The 14,895-nt window shown below is 56.7% G+C and carries 11 protein-coding genes; 3 read left to right on the top strand and 8 right to left on the bottom strand.

The window, feature by feature from the left end; translation table 11 throughout:
* Nucleotides 1–2 precede the first annotated feature (2 nt).
* The 5 genes from KGFNPO_RS01630 to KGFNPO_RS01610 form a co-directional block, all read right to left on the bottom strand.
* Nucleotides 3–752: an amino acid ABC transporter permease gene (locus KGFNPO_RS01630; protein ID WP_472632794.1), complete on the bottom strand. Its 750-nt coding sequence runs from the start codon at nt 750–752 to the stop codon at nt 3–5.
* Nucleotides 753–886: 134 nt separating this feature from the next.
* Nucleotides 887–1,828, bottom strand: coding sequence for an amino acid ABC transporter substrate-binding protein (locus KGFNPO_RS01625; protein ID WP_472634541.1), 942 nt, complete (start codon nt 1,826–1,828; stop codon nt 887–889).
* 340 nt (nt 1,829–2,168) lie between these two features.
* The gene (locus KGFNPO_RS01620; RefSeq protein ID WP_472614449.1) at nt 2,169–3,452 is read right to left on the bottom strand and encodes a Glu/Leu/Phe/Val family dehydrogenase; all 1,284 of its coding nucleotides are present in this window, start codon (nt 3,450–3,452) and stop codon (nt 2,169–2,171) included.
* Between the two features lie 255 nt (nt 3,453–3,707).
* Complete coding sequence (locus tag KGFNPO_RS01615) at nt 3,708–4,679, bottom strand: LysR family transcriptional regulator (protein ID WP_472632793.1); 972 nt, start codon at nt 4,677–4,679, stop codon at nt 3,708–3,710.
* A 6-nt stretch (nt 4,680–4,685) separates the two neighbouring features.
* A complete protein-coding gene (locus KGFNPO_RS01610) occupies nt 4,686–6,545 on the bottom strand; it encodes an ABCB family ABC transporter ATP-binding protein/permease (protein WP_472632791.1) in 1,860 nt (619 codons plus the stop codon).
* A 350-nt stretch (nt 6,546–6,895) separates the two neighbouring features.
* Here KGFNPO_RS01610 and KGFNPO_RS01605 point away from each other — a divergent pair, with 350 nt between their 5' ends.
* The 3 genes from KGFNPO_RS01605 (at nt 6,896) to KGFNPO_RS01595 (ending at nt 9,459) form a co-directional block, all read left to right on the top strand.
* Nucleotides 6,896–7,354, top strand: a complete 459-nt coding sequence (locus tag KGFNPO_RS01605) for an acyl-CoA thioesterase (RefSeq protein ID WP_472632790.1) — start codon at nt 6,896–6,898, stop codon at nt 7,352–7,354.
* Between the two features lie 408 nt (nt 7,355–7,762).
* A complete protein-coding gene (locus KGFNPO_RS01600; RefSeq protein WP_472632788.1) occupies nt 7,763–8,305 on the top strand; it encodes a hypothetical protein in 543 nt (180 codons plus the stop codon).
* An 83-nt stretch (nt 8,306–8,388) separates the two neighbouring features.
* A complete protein-coding gene (locus tag KGFNPO_RS01595) occupies nt 8,389–9,459 on the top strand; it encodes a flavodoxin family protein (RefSeq protein ID WP_472632787.1) in 1,071 nt (356 codons plus the stop codon).
* Nucleotides 9,460–9,652: 193 nt separating this feature from the next.
* On the opposite strand, the gene KGFNPO_RS01590 is transcribed toward KGFNPO_RS01595, so the two are convergent.
* The 3 genes from KGFNPO_RS01590 to KGFNPO_RS01580 form a co-directional block, all read right to left on the bottom strand.
* Complete coding sequence (locus KGFNPO_RS01590) at nt 9,653–11,335, bottom strand: long-chain-fatty-acid--CoA ligase (RefSeq protein ID WP_472632786.1); 1,683 nt, start codon at nt 11,333–11,335, stop codon at nt 9,653–9,655.
* A 191-nt stretch (nt 11,336–11,526) separates the two neighbouring features.
* A complete protein-coding gene (locus KGFNPO_RS01585; protein WP_472632785.1) occupies nt 11,527–12,630 on the bottom strand; it encodes an aminopeptidase in 1,104 nt (367 codons plus the stop codon).
* 49 nt (nt 12,631–12,679) lie between these two features.
* Nucleotides 12,680–14,764: a molybdopterin-containing oxidoreductase family protein gene (locus KGFNPO_RS01580; RefSeq protein WP_472632784.1), complete on the bottom strand. Its 2,085-nt coding sequence runs from the start codon at nt 14,762–14,764 to the stop codon at nt 12,680–12,682.
* Between the last annotated feature and the right edge of the window lie 131 nt (nt 14,765–14,895).

Raw genomic sequence — 14,895 nt, 5'->3', positions numbered from 1 at the left:
GATCAGTGTCCTCCTGCGTTGCTACTGGCGACAATAAATCCCGGAACCGCTGTTCTGCGTTCCAGCCAGTGCGCCAAAAACAGCGCAAACGCCGACACAATGATGTAAATGATGGTCGCTGCGGTAAGCGATTCGAAAGTCTGGAACGTGAATTCGCGCATCGAGTAAGCAGCGGCAGTCAGTTCCACCAGGCCGATGGTCAGCGCTACCGAACTGTTCTTGATGATCGCCGCAAATTCATTGGTCAGCGCCGGGATGATGATGCGAAACGACATTGGCAACAATACATAGCGATAGGTTTGCGGCAGCGTCAATCCGAGCGCGGTTCCCGCCATTCTCTGGCCACGCGGCAAGGCCTCGATTCCGGTTGAAACCTGGATCGCGACCCGCGCCGAGGTAAAAAATCCCAGCGCCAGAAAGGCCGTGATGAAGGACGCGTTCGGCATCGATTTGAGCGCATTGCCGACGCTTGCCGGCACCAGTTCCGGCATCACGAAATACCACAGGAACATTTGCACGATCAGCGGGATATTACGAAATAATTCGATATAGGCGTTCGACAAGCGCACCAGCCACTTGTTGGGCATGGTGCGCACGGTGCCAATTACGGTGCCGATGATGAGCGCCATGATCCAGGCGCTGACAGCGGTGGCAAGTGTCCATTGCAGACCGGCCAGCAGCGTATCCATATAGGTATGTACGCCGTCAGGAGATTCTTGCCAGTAAATGTTCCAGTTCCAGGGGTAATGCATTTTATATCTCCTCTTTGATGGGAGTGGGGCCAGAATTATTGCAGTGTCATCCGGGTTTCAGGGCGCGTGCCACAGCGGTTAAAACAAAAACGGGAGGCTTGCGCCCCCCTATTTTACTGATGGAAATACCGAATTTATTTTTTCTTGGAAGAACCCTTTTGCGCTTCCGGTACGACAGCGTAAACAGAAGGATCAGGAGAATCGGTCGGCTTGGCAAATGCCGCCTTCAATTCCGCACTCATTGGCACATTCAGATTGATGCCTTTTGGTGGGATTGGAGACTGGAACCATTTTTTGTAGATTGCGTTGATTTCGCCCGATTTGTAGACGTTCGACAATGCTGTATCGACCGCTTTCTTGAATTCAGGGTCGTTGCGGCGTTCGATAATACCGTATGGCTCGACCGACAACGCTTCATTGGTGACCGCGTAATCGGCTGGCGCCTTGGAACTGGCAGCCAGCGAAGACAACAGGATGTCATCCATCGCAAACGCCACTGCGCGGCCGGTTTCCACCATCAAAAATGCCTCGGCGTGATCCTTGGCAGCCAGGATATTCATGCCCAGATTGCGTTCGCCATTCAATACCGTGATCTGCTTCAGGTTCGCAGTGCCGGAAGTCGAGACGATGGTCTTGCCCTTCATGTCGGCCAGCGTTTTGATGTTGGCTGATTTTTTGGCCAGCAGACGGTTGGCAGTGATGAACATGGTCGGCGCGAAAGCCACGACGCGCTGGCGTTCGGCATTATTGGTAGCCGAGCCGCAGGACAGATCAATGGTGCCATTCGAGATCAAAGGGATACGGGTGGCAGAAGTGACCGGAACCATCTTGACATTGAGCGCGGTCATTCCAAGCTGTTTCTGGATCGCGGTGGCTGCCTTCAGGCACAGGTCAATCGAATAGCCCTGATAGGACTGTTTGTCATCGAGGTAAGAAAACGGAATCGAAGAGTCGCGCACGCCCAACGTGATGGTCCCGGTATCCTTGATTTTTTTGAGCGTACCGGTCAGCTCTGCAGCCTGAACCGCAGCTGCAAACAGGCCGGCGCCGATGAGAGCAACAACACATTTTGTCATTGTATGGATTTGCATGAATCTGACTCCTTGAAAATACTTCAGTGATATGGATAACACCTGGTTTCTCAGCATCTGTGCGCTGATGGCTTTATTGAATAACACTCGCGGGAGCTTATTTGCTCGTGGAGAAAGAATTATTTCAGCCACTGGCAGAGATGAAACCAGTGGCATGATAGATGTCTGCTGCCCGATGTGCAACATGCATTTTTCATGCTGCCAGCCCGCGAAGAAAACTTAAGCTGAATCAAAAACGCTGTATATAAGGGTTAACACGTAGAAAAATTATCCCGCGTACAACGCAGGATAATTTCCCTGAATACCCGGCGTCGTTTATCCCTGCTTACGGATACAAACCGCGCACTTCACGCGCCTGCAGCACGCGCGTACATGCGACGATGAAAGCTGCGGTGCGAAACGAGGTCTTGTGTTGTTGCGCCACTTCCCATATCGAATTAAACGCTTCGCGCATGATGCGTGTCAGCCGCTGGTTGATTTCATCCTCGCTCCAGAAGAAGCTGGAAAAATCCTGCACCCACTCGAAGTAGCTGACGGTTACGCCGCCCGCGTTGGCAATCACGTCCGGCACGATCAGCACACCTTTCTCGTGCAAAATATCGTCGGCTTCCGGAGTAGTCGGGCCATTCGCGCCTTCCAGGATGATTTTTGCACGAATCAGGTGCGCATTCGAAGCGTTGATCTGCTGCTCCAGCGCGGCAGGGATCAGGATGTCGCAATCGACGCCCCAGAACTGTTCGCTCTTGAGCACCGCTTCAGCAGCAAAACCTTCGACGCTACCGTTTTCGGCCACATGCGCCAGCAATGCCGGCACATCCAGGCCTCGCTCGTCATATATGGTGCTGACATGATCTTGCACCGCCACCACCCTGGCGCCCGCTTCGGCGAATAATCGTGCCGCGATCCCGCCGACGTTGCCAAAACCCTGAACCGCAACGCGTGCACCCTTGATTTCCATGCCACGTTTTTCTGCCGCCTCGCAACCGACCACATATACGCCGCGTCCAGTCGCTTCGCGCCGTCCCAGGCTGCCGCCCAGGGAAATCGGCTTGCCGGTAACAACCCCGGTTGCGGTGCCGCCCACGTTCATCGAGTATGTGTCCATCATCCACGCCATGGTTTGCTCGTTGGTGTTGACGTCGGGTGCCGGAATGTCCTTGGTGGGGCCGATAATGATGCCGATTTCGCTGGTGTAGCGGCGCGTCATGCGCTGCAACTCGCCTTTCGAAAGCGTCTTGGGATCAACCCGAATGCCGCCTTTGGCGCCGCCGTAAGGAACGTTCACCGCAGCATTTTTGACCGTCATCCAGGCCGACAGGGCCATCACTTCCGACAACGTCACATCCTGATGGAAACGCACGCCGCCTTTGCCGGGACCGCGCGACAGATTGTGCTGGACCCGGTATCCCTCGAAGTGCGCGACGCTGCCGTCATCGCGCTCGATCGGCACATCGACGATCAGGATGCGCTTGGGACGCTTGAGCGTTTCCACCCAGCGCGCCAGAGAGCCGAGATAAGGCGTGACGCGATCGATTTGCTCGAGATACACACCCCATGGACCTAAATTGCTGGGATCAAGATACGAGGGAATAATGTGCTTGCTGGACATGATGGGAACCGCTCCTTGAAAGTTTTTACGCCGAAAAGTTTTTACGCTGGTTTTTAAGCTGACAACTTAAGCAAACGACTTGCTGTAACCAAGTCGACACAGCATCGTAAAGGGGCGCTCCCTGCCAAGGCAAATGCTTTGTATGCATGTAACTATGCAATATGCACATAGTTATAGGTAAAAAATATGCGCGTATTAACTCCTGCCTAACTCCTGCCGCGATAAGCTCCCGGGAACCTCTGGATTAGCAAAGAATCAGGCCGGTTTGCGCTTCGATTTCAGCGGCATTTCGGTCTGACTGCGGCGCAGCAAATACTCCCACATGCGCGCGACCAGCGGCTTACCCGGATGCAGCACAGAAGGTCGCTCGCGATATAAACGGATCTCCATTTCGACCTCCCAAGCGCTACTGTCGCTACCGCTGCCGCCGTCGGCCCGCGCCAGGCGCTTGTCCTTCAGCTCGCGCGTCACCGCGGATTCCGGCAGAAATGCCACGCCGCGCCCTTCCAGCGCCATCATTTTCAAGCCTTCGGCCATATCGGTTTCATAGCATTTGTCCAGATGCAGGACGGTTTTGGTATTGGCCAGAATCAACTCCACCATGCGGCCGAAATAGGCATTATTGGTATACGACAGAAATGGCAACGGCGCCGCACTGCTACCCGGCAGCAGAAATTTCGGCACCGCCGTTTTGTCGCAACGGGAATACGCGCGCAGCGATTCGCGCCCCAGCGTGAGCATGTCGTAGCGGCTGGGATCGAGCTGCAGCGGCTGCAGCGGATGGTGGTAGCAGAGCAGCAAATCGCAGCCGCCTTCGACTAACGTCATCACCGCATCATGCACATTGAGTGCGATCAGACGGGTGCTGATGTGGCCGAAACCGGCTTCCAGCGCGGTCATCCACTTCGGCATATAAGTCAGCGACAAGGTGTGCGGCACCGCGAAATCGATCGTGGTCAAAGCCGTCTTGTGCTTGCCGCGCAACAGCGCCCGGGCATTATTGATCTGTCCCAGCACTTCCAGCGATTGCTCGTAAAACACGTCGCCGGCTGACGTCAGCCGGGTCGGGTACGAAGTGCGGTCGATCAGATCGGTGCCGAGCCACGATTCGAGCGATTGAATGCGGCGCGAAAATGCCGGCTGCGTGACATGGCGCAGCGCAGCGGAACGGCTAAAACTGCCGGTTTCCGCCAGAGAAATAAAATCTTCAAGCCATTTGGTATCCATAATTTCCTAGATGATTGCCATCTGCTCGGGATCGGACGCACCCGCCGACGGCGAATCCAGCAATTCATCCTGGCGCGCCTGCTGACGCTGCCACATTTGCGCATAAGCGCCATCCGCCGCCAGCAAGGCAGTATGCGTGCCGCGCTCGATGATGCGGCCGTGATCGAGCACCAAAATCTGCTGCGCGTCGGCGATGGTCGACAAGCGGTGCGCAATCACCAGCGTGGTGCGGTTTTTGGCGATCTCTTTGAGTTGCGCCTGAATCGCTTGCTCGGATTTGGAATCCAGCGCCGAGGTGGCTTCATCGAAGACCAGAATCGCCGGGTCTTTCAGCACGGTGCGGGCAATCGCTACCCGCTGTTTTTCGCCGCCGGATAATTTCAGGCCGCGCTCGCCGACCTTGGTGGCGTAACCGTCCGGCAAGCTTTCTATGAAGTCGTGGATATACGCCGCTCTGGCCGCGCTGACGATCTCATCCTTGCTGGCGCCCGGCTTGCCATAGGCGATGTTGTATTCGATCGTGTCATTGAACAGCACGGTATCCTGCGGCACGATGCCAATCGCGCCGCGCAAGGAACCTTGCGTGACGTCGCGCAGATTCTGGCCATCGATCGTGATGCTACCGGCGTTCAGATCATAAAAACGGAACAGCAGCCGCGCCAGCGTCGATTTGCCCGAGCCGCTATGGCCGACCACCGCCGTCGTGGTGCCGGCGGGAATCGTGAAATCGACATCGAACAAAATCTGCCGGTTCGGCTCGTAACTGAAATCGATATGCGAAAAGCGCAGCTCGGCGCCCTTGACCTGCAGCGGCTTGGCGTCGGCACTGTCGGCCACTTCGCGGTTCTGGTCGAGCAGCGCGAACAGCCGTTCCATGTCAGCCAGGCTTTGCTTGATTTCGCGATAAATCACGCCCAGGAAATTCAGCGGAATATACAACTGGATCATGAAAGCATTGACCAGCACCAGATCGCCCAGCGTCATCGTGCCATCGATCACGCCCTGGGTCGCGCGCCACAGAATCAGCGTGACCGCAGTGGCGATGATGATCGACTGGCCGGTGTTAAGCAGCGATAACGAGGTCTGCGACTTTACCGCAGCAGCTTCATAACCCTGCAAGCCCTCGTCGTAGCGCTTGGCTTCGTAAGCTTCGTTGCCGAAATATTTGACCGTCTCGTAATTGATCAGCGAATCGATGGCCTTGGTGCTGGCTTTCGACTCCAGATCGTTCATGGTGCGGCGAAAATGCGTGCGCCACTCGGTCACCAGCACGGTAAAGCCGATATAGGAAACCAGCGCCACGACCGTAATGACCGAAAACCAGAGGTCGTAATGCAGCGCCAGATAACCGAGCACCAGCGCGATCTCGATCAAAGTCGGCAGGATATTGAACAGCGTAAACGACACCAGCGTCGAAATGCCGCGCGTGCCGCGTTCGATATCGCGGGTCATGCCACCGGTCTGCCGGTTCAGGTGGAACCGCAGCGACAACGCATGCAAATGCCGGAACACCCGCAACGCGATGGTGCGCACCGCCCGCTGCGTGACCTTGGCGAAAATGAATTCGCGCAATTCCGTAAACAGCGTGGTCGCCATCCGCAGCACACCATACGCCACCAGAATCCCGAGCGGCAACACCAGCAACGCGTGCGGATCGGTTGCACTGAGCGTCATGCGGTCGATCAGCGCTTTCAGCACCAGCGGCACGCCGACATTAGCCAGTTTCGCGCCGACCAGAAACAGCAGCGCAAAAATCACCCGCCATTTGTATACCCACAAATAGGGAAACAGGGTTTTTAGCGTGGCCCAATCGTTGCGATGGCCTTGCGAGGCGGGAGGTGGCGGTGAACTGGAGTGACGACGCATGGCACGAATGGCTCTTTTATGATTCAATCAGGGATGATTTTGCGCGACTGTTGCGCAAAAATCCTATAAAAATAATCCTAGAAACCTTAGTTGGACGGGGCCGAGTGTGCGTTTTTCCGGCTCTCTGGCTAGGCGCGACGACGAGGCAACCTTCATGTTGCTAGGAGAAGCAACGACGCCAGAGAGCCGGAAAAATGTGCAATCGGTTCCGTAGCGCTTTCACCCGAATGGTGAACGACTTAAATGGCACAATCCTAAATATATTCAAACACTTATCGAAGCTGATTAGCGGTCAACTGAGGTTCCTAGGATAATAGCCCTGAATTGTAGCCCTTCCGAGAAAATCCATTATGCCGACACCAGCAAAAAAAACCACAACCGCCATCCACCAAGGCTTGCCTCCAGGCCTCATGCCAACACTGCGCGTGATGCCAATGCCGTCGGATGCGAATATCCACGGCGACGTTTTCGGCGGCTGGATCATGTCCCAGGTCGATATCGCCGGCGCGATTCCCGCCACCCGGCGCGCCAATGGCCGGGTCGCGACCATCGCGGTGAATTCCTTCCTGTTCAAGCATCCGGTATTCGTCGGCGATTTGCTGTCGTTCTATGCCGAAGTGGTGCGGGTCGGCAACACCTCGATCACCGTCAACGTCGAGGTGTATGCGGAGCGCAACCGACTGGAAGCCGAAACGGTCAAAGTCACCGAAGCCACCCTGACCTACGTCGCCACCAGCGAAGACCGCAAACCGCGCCAGATCCCCCCCCTGAAATCGCTCACGACGACTGCCGAAGATACCGCATATTAAAAGCATACTTGTTATTGTATTTTTCAAGTTTTATTAAATACATGCGGTAAAGCATGGTTTTTTTGCTATACCCCGCAAATATTACGTTGTCACGTATTTATTCAGATCCATATCAAGCAAAAATGCAGTGGCAGGATTTTGTAGGAGCGCACCCGGGCGCGAAAGCAGTCGCCAGACTGCAGCCGTTGGTCGCGGCCAGGTCCGCTCCTACAACAACTTCAACCTGAAAGCCTCTTACAGTAGGCTGAATAGATACTAAAATTCAAAGATTGACTACAGCATGTCAATGCACTATAACTGTCCCAAATATCGTATGTAAAAATCAACAATTTTTACCCGATATGGATCGAATCCCCCCTCAAAAAAACAGCTTGTTAATGGCGCCGTCAGGCGAACAGGAGCAACGCAATGGAAAACTACCTGCACCGGGTATTGGGCATTTACGCCACACGGGCGGCGGCCGAAGCAGCAGCGGCCCAACTCGCTGAACACGGCATGCCGCCGGAAAATGTGAGGATACTGGAGCCCGGCAGCGGCAACGACGAAGCGGGCCAGGAGGCCAAGGCCGACAGTGACGACGTGTTGAAGGAAATGCTGCGGGAAGGTGCGATTGGAACCGCGGTCGGTACGCTCGCCGGCGCGGCCGGCACCATCGCGCTGGCGGCGGCGAACATCAGCCTGTTCATGGCGAGCCCGGTGGTCGGCGTGCTGGCCATGCTCGGCTGGGGAGCGGGCCTCGGCGGCATCGTCGGCGTGGCAACCGGCGCCAAAAGAAGCAAGGGCGACGTCGCCGATTTGGTCAAGGATGCGCTGGCCTCCGGCCATGTGGTCCTGGTCGCCCATACCGCCACCGAGGAGGAAACCTCTTACGCGCAGCAGGTCATCGGCGCATCAATGGTCGAAGCAACAGGCAAACCAGGCGCAATCGGCGGCACGCCGGCGCTGTCTTGAGCGGTCACCCACTCTGCGCCGAAAAAAACGCAGTCTTTAATAATCAAAAATAGCCGCTCCTCAAATCGCAACAGGAGATTACCGTGACGGAACCGCGTAAAGGCCAAGCCCCTGCAGTACTTAAAAGAGATGAATTTCACCTCGAATTCCGACGCTCTTTTGTAGACCCCACGTTTGATGCGGTGCAGCCGGAAATCGCTAAAATTGAGCAGGTGGCCTGGGAAAATTACATCAACGGCAACAAGGCCCCCATCACTGTAAAGGCGGGACCGGAATTTGCCGACCCTGATTATGATCTGTCGGTGGAATGGAAAGCTACCCGCGACAGATTGATCGCGGCGCAAGCCCGGCAAAAAGACCCCGCCACCCAATCCAGGGTGTTGTTGATCTGCGGCTCCGCACGCAATGACGGCAGTTGCCCTGGCGAGATTTCCAAGACTTTCCGGATGATTAAATTCGCCGCTGAAACGCTGGAAGCCAGCGATGTAGAAGTCGATCTGCTGGACCTCAGCCAGCTCATTTCATCCTACGACAAGCATATCTATCCTTGCAAAGGCTGTGTCTCGACCGCGATGCCGCTCTGTCATTGGCCTTGCAGTTGCTACCCCAATCACGGCCAGCGCCAGACCAATGACTGGATGGCCGAGATCTATGAAAAATGGGTCGCTGCGCACGCGGTCATCATCATGACGCCGGTCTACTGGTACCAGACGCCCGGGGTCTTGAAGCAGATGATAGACAGGCTGGTGTGTGCCGACGGCGGCAATCCGGACCCGACCACTACCTCAGGCAAGAACCCGAAGCAAGCCAAGGAATTGGAACTCAAGGGTTGGCCGTACCCCAAGCATCTGGCTGGCCGCGCCTATGGCCTGGTAGTACATGGCGATGTCGCCGGCATAGAAGGCGTGCGCCGGGGATTGTCGGATTGGCTGGACTGGATGGGCTTGATCGATGCCGGCGCATTATCGCGGCTGGACCGGTTTGTCGGCTATTACGAATCGTATGCAGAAAGCCACGAAGCCCTGGATCGCGACTTGGCGATGCAGCAGGAGGTGCGCAATGTTGCCAGCGCCGTGGTGAATGCGGTGGCCGAAATAAGAGCAGGAAGTCTGTCGACGCCGGACGCTGATTTGGATCGACCAAGACCAAAATAAGTCAAACTAGGACTTACGCAAAATATTGCTACTAGCCAGTAGTGCGACAGCTTTTGTAGATCGGGTTAGCGGCTTCATCGCGTAACCCGACATTTTCGGCTGGGAACATCGGGTTACGCTATCGCTAACCCAAGCTACTGATTCAGGCTCGTTTTGCTTGAAAATACGTAACATCAGTGCATAAGTGGATAACTCATGCGGCTTTTTTCTCGTCGCGCAATTCGCGTCGCAGGATTTTGCCGACGTTGGTCTTTGGCAGTTCGGTGCGGAACTCGATGTATTTTGGCCGCTTGTAACCGGTCAACTCTTCCTTGCAAAAGCGCTGCAACTCTTCGACCGTGAGTGCGGGGTCTTTGCGCACCACAAACAGCTTCACCGCTTCGCCCGAATGTTCATCCGGCACCCCGATGCAAGCGCACTCCATCACGCCCGGGTGCTCGGCCACCACGCCTTCGATCTCGGTCGGATAGACATTAAAACCGGACACCAGGATCATGTCTTTTTTGCGATCGACGATGCAGGTATAGCCGCGCGCGTCCATGACGCCGATATCGCCCGACTTGAAAAATCCGTCCGGCGTCATCACTTGCGCGGTTTCGTCAGGACGCTGCCAATAGCCGACCATCACTTGCGGACCGCGGATCGCGATTTCGCCGCTCTGACCTAGCGGCACCGACTGGCCGTCGTCATCGAGAATGGCGATTTCGGTGGACGGGATCGGCAACCCGATGGTGCCGGAAAATTCGGTGCTGTCGGCCGGGTTGGCGGTGGCTACCGGCGAGGTTTCGGACAAACCGTAACCTTCGGTAATCGGGCAGCCGGTTATCTTGAACCATTTATCGGCGACCACTTTTTGCACCGCCATGCCGCCGCCATTGGATATCTTGAGGCCGGAAAAATCGAGCTTGTCAAAGCCGGGGGTATTTAGCAGCGCATTGAATAGCGTATTGACGGCCGGGAAAACATTGAACTTGTATTTCGACAATTCCTTGACGAAGCCGGCAAAGTCACGCGGATTCGGCACCAGGATATTGAGTGCGCCGATGCGGGTACCCAGCAGACCGCAAATCGTCAGCGCAAAGATGTGGTACAGCGGCAGCGCGCAGACCATCGTCAATTGATCAACGCGCGGCTCTTTAGTGAGAGCCGGCTGCAGCCATGCCTCATTTTGCAGCACATTGGCGATCACATTGCGATGCGACAGCATCGCACCTTTGGACAGGCCGGTGGTGCCGCCGGTGTACTGCAGAAATGCGATATCGTCGTGATTAAGCTCGACCGGGCGCAAGCTCAGGCTGGCGGCATCCGACAGCATCCGGTTGAAGCGGATCGCGTTCGGCAAACTGTACGCCGGCACCATTTTCTTTACATTGCGCACCACGAAATTGACGACGGTGCCTTTCATGCCGCCCAGCAGATCGCCCATGCTGGCCACCACCACATGCTTGATGCTGGTTTTGGCGATCACTTGTTCTAGCGTGGTGGCGAAATTTTCCAGGATGATGATGGCTTCGGCGCCGCTATCCTTGAGTTGATGCTCCAGTTCACGCGGGGTGTATAGCGGGTTGACGTTGACCGCCGTGTAGCCGGCCCGCAGGATGGCTGCAACCGCCACCGGATACTGCAGCACATTTGGCATCATGATGGCGACCCGCGCGCCTTTTGCCAGGCCGAGGCCTTGCAACCAGGCGCCGAATTTTCTGGAAAGCACATCCACTTCGCCGTAAGTGAGGAATTTATCCATGCAGACGAAAGCGTTGCGCGCTGCATATTTATGAAATGCCTCGTCGAACAACTGCGCCAGCGAGCGATATTGGGTGAAGTCGATTTCGCTAGGTACGCCTGCCGGGTAGTGTTTCAGCCAGATTTTATCCATGGTAAATCCCTTGTCTCGATTGTTGTTGTCAGATGCCACAAAAAGCACGGTTGTTTCTTTTTATTTTGCAATCCTATCGGTCGCCGCGTGCCAGCGCAAGCCCTTTGCACAATTACAGAGTAACTTCTCTACCCGCAGAATGCGTTGCGATGCAACATGTAAAGTTGAAAATCGCCGTTGCGCGCCGGCCTTCAACACGCCGGTGACAGATCCGACTTAACATTACTTCCTGACAACAATGGATCACCAACACAGGCCACGCTCTGGGCCCCGGCAAATTCCAGCAAGCGCCGGTGGCGCTCCCGCCGGTCGAGATGGGCCAAGGCCTTGACGTCCGCATAAAAACGCTCGAAACGCTGGTCTTTTTGCAGCAAAGCACGGAACCCCGGCACCAAATCATGATAGGTCGCCAGCGCCGCCAGATGGGCGTTCGACAGCGGCTCGGCAAACCAGCGGTCGTAGCCGGCATAACCGCCCCACGATTGTTTCAGGGTTTGGTATTCCTGCTGCAACGCCTGGAAGATTTCGGCCTTGTGCAGCAATTTTTCCGCATCAAAAACTTTGCCTGCATAGTTGGCTTCCAAGGCCTGCCGATGCCGCAGCAGCAGCGCCAGAAAATCCCGCTTGCGCGCTGCATACACCAGGTACGCTTGACGCATCTTGGCGTCGCCATGCACTTCAAGCCAGCGCTGCAAGCCAGCCTGCTCAACCGTGGTCGCAAAGGATTCATTGAACGCCGAGTCGCCCGGCGCATACACCACCTGATGCGCCAGTTCGTGAAAAATCAGCCGCGCCAGTTCGGCATCCGGATAGTGGATGAAAGTGGAAATCACCGGGTCCTTGAACCAGCCCAGCGTCGAGTAAGCAGGCACCCCTGCAACCTGCACGTCATAGCCGTCGGCGCGCAATTCCAGCGCCTCGGCCTCGGCTTGATCCTGTGCATAATAGCCGCGATAACTGACGCAGCCAGCCACCGGAAAGCACCATTCTTTCGGCGTCAGCGACAAGGAGGGGGTGGCGATCACGTTCCACAACACGAACGGCCGCCGCAGCGCAGCATAAGTGGTGTAGCTGGCGTTATCCGGCAGCCCCAGTTCGCGCACGGCAAAGGCGCGGATGGCCTGGGTGGTGACGAGTTTGCTTTTCAAACTCAGGTCGGCTTGCGGATCGGCCAGCCAATCGTCGATCGGCCGGGCCGCCGACAGCAGCGCGGATTGTCCATGTGCGGCTTGCACCATATAGCCCAATTCGGCACAGCTACACAACAGCCCGCACAGGCTAGCCATAGCAGCCATGCGCCAAGGCATTTCCATACTGTTTTTTGCGCGGGTTTTCACACAGATTTCACACCTTCTCTACCTCGACCAGCACGTCATAAAAAGTCGGTCCACGCCCCATGTCGGTCAAACGCTGACTGGTAAGCTGATTCGCATTTTTACCGTCGGCGGCGTATTTTTTCCACCAGACCGACAGCCCCACCACCAACCCGGGGCGCGCCTTGTCGGTGATCCGCCCCCGGCACACGAAGCTGCCACGGTCGTTGAAGATGCGCACTCTGTCGTCTTGCACAATGCCGCGTGCGGCGGCATCGGCCGGATGCATATCCAGATGCGGTTCGCCTTCGGTATCGCGCAGGCTTTGCACATTGACGAAGCTGGAATTGAGGAAATTGCGGGCCGGCGGCGAGATCATCGCCAGCGGATAACGCGCCGCCAGTTCCGGGTTGCTGGTCACCGATTCATGCGGCGCGGTATACGCCGGCAGCGGGTCGAGGCCGGCGTCGGCCATCGGCTGCGAATACAACGCGCATTTGCCGGATGCGGTCGGAAAGCCGCCGTGCGCGAACGGCGCATTCGGCACCACCATTTTTTGCCAGCCTCGCTGCTTGAGTTGATCCCAGTAAGGGCCGGCGACACGCGCATCGTCAGTGCGGAATGCCTGCGCTGCGATGGCGTCGTCACTGTCCTGGAAACAGGGCTCGGAAAATCCCATGCGCGCCGCCAGCATACGAAAAATTGCGGTATTCGGTTTCGCCTGACCCAGCGGGGCAATCGCCGGATTGTTCGCCATCATGTACAAATGGCCGTACGTCGAATGGATATCGACATGCTCCAGCTGCGTGGTGGCAGGCAACAGGATGTCGGCGTAATCGGCAGTGTCGGTCTGAAAATGTTCCAGCACCACGGTAAACAAATCTTCGCGCGCAAAGCCCTGCGCCACTTTGTCGGACTCCGGTGCTACCGCCACCGGATTCGAGTTGTACACGATCAACGCTTCAATTTTAGGGCCGAATTCCGGGCTCGCAGCGCGCAGCAAATCGTCGCCAATAGTCACCATATTGATGCTGCGCGGCGTGCGCCCGGCCAGCAAATCAGGCCGCTCCAGCGCCGCACGATCCTTCGGGAATGCATCCGATGACGATAGCAAAATCCCACCCGCAGCATGCCGCCAGGCACCCACCAACGCCGGCAGACACGCAACATTCCGCACCGCCATGCCGCCGCCGTGGGTGCGCTGCACGCCGTAATTAATCCGAATCAAAGTCGCTTCGCTGCGTTGCGCGGTGGTGCCGTAATCACGCGCAAGTTGCAGCACTTCATCGACGCTGATGCCGCAAGTTGCAGCCACCCGTTGCGGCGGCCACTCGGCCACCCGCGCACGGAGTTGTTCGAAGCCTTCGGTGTAGCGATCCAAATAATCCTGATCCACCAGATTCTCGGCAATCAATACATGCATCAGGCCGAGCGCCAGTGCGGCATCGGTGCCGGGCAGCAACGCAATATGTTGATGACATTTCTCCGCCGTCAGCGAGCGGTACGGATCAATCGCGATCAGCTTGGCGCCGTTGCGCTTGGCCTGTTGCGCCCGCATCCAGAAATGCAGGTTGGAAGCAATCGGATTGCCGCCCCAGATCAGGATCAATTTGGCATGTTCGGTCTGCTCGACATCGGTGCCGATCTTTGCGCCGATTGTGTATTTGTAGCCCTCGCCGCCGGCGGTGGAGCAAATGGTGCGCTCCAGCCGGGACGCGCCGAGCTTGTGAAAAAACCGCATCGCCATCGATTCGCCCTGCACCAAACCCATGGTGCCGGCGTAGCTGTAGGGCAAGATCGCTTGGGCGGCATCGCCGCCGCGCGCGGTAATGCTGTGCAGGCGCGCCGCGATGGTTGTTATTGCTTCATCCCAACTGATCGGCGCGAACTTGCCCTCGCCTTTTTTGCCTATGCGTTTCAGCGGCGACAGCAGCCGGTCCTTGTGATACGTGCGCTCGGTATACCGCGCCACCTTGGTGCAAAGTACGCCGGCCGTAGTCGGATGGTCCGGATCGCCGCGCACCTCAGTGGCGACGCCATCCTGAACGGCCACCAGCAGCGCGCAGGTATCGGGGCAATCGTGCGGGCAGACCGCACGGACGATCGAAGTTGTCATCGGATTTTCGCTTTGCTTTGGTAGATTTGTATCCTGCACTGTAATCCAAATGGGCCGAAGCAGCCCCGCCGCCATCGAAAACTGGACGCGCCGCATTCACACGCGCATTACCGATGGAGTTACCATGACCA

The organism is Gelidimonas diazotrophica (assembly GCF_055694025.1).
Note: the sequence above shows the minus strand (reverse complement) of the source record. Positions and strands in the feature narration are given on the sequence as shown.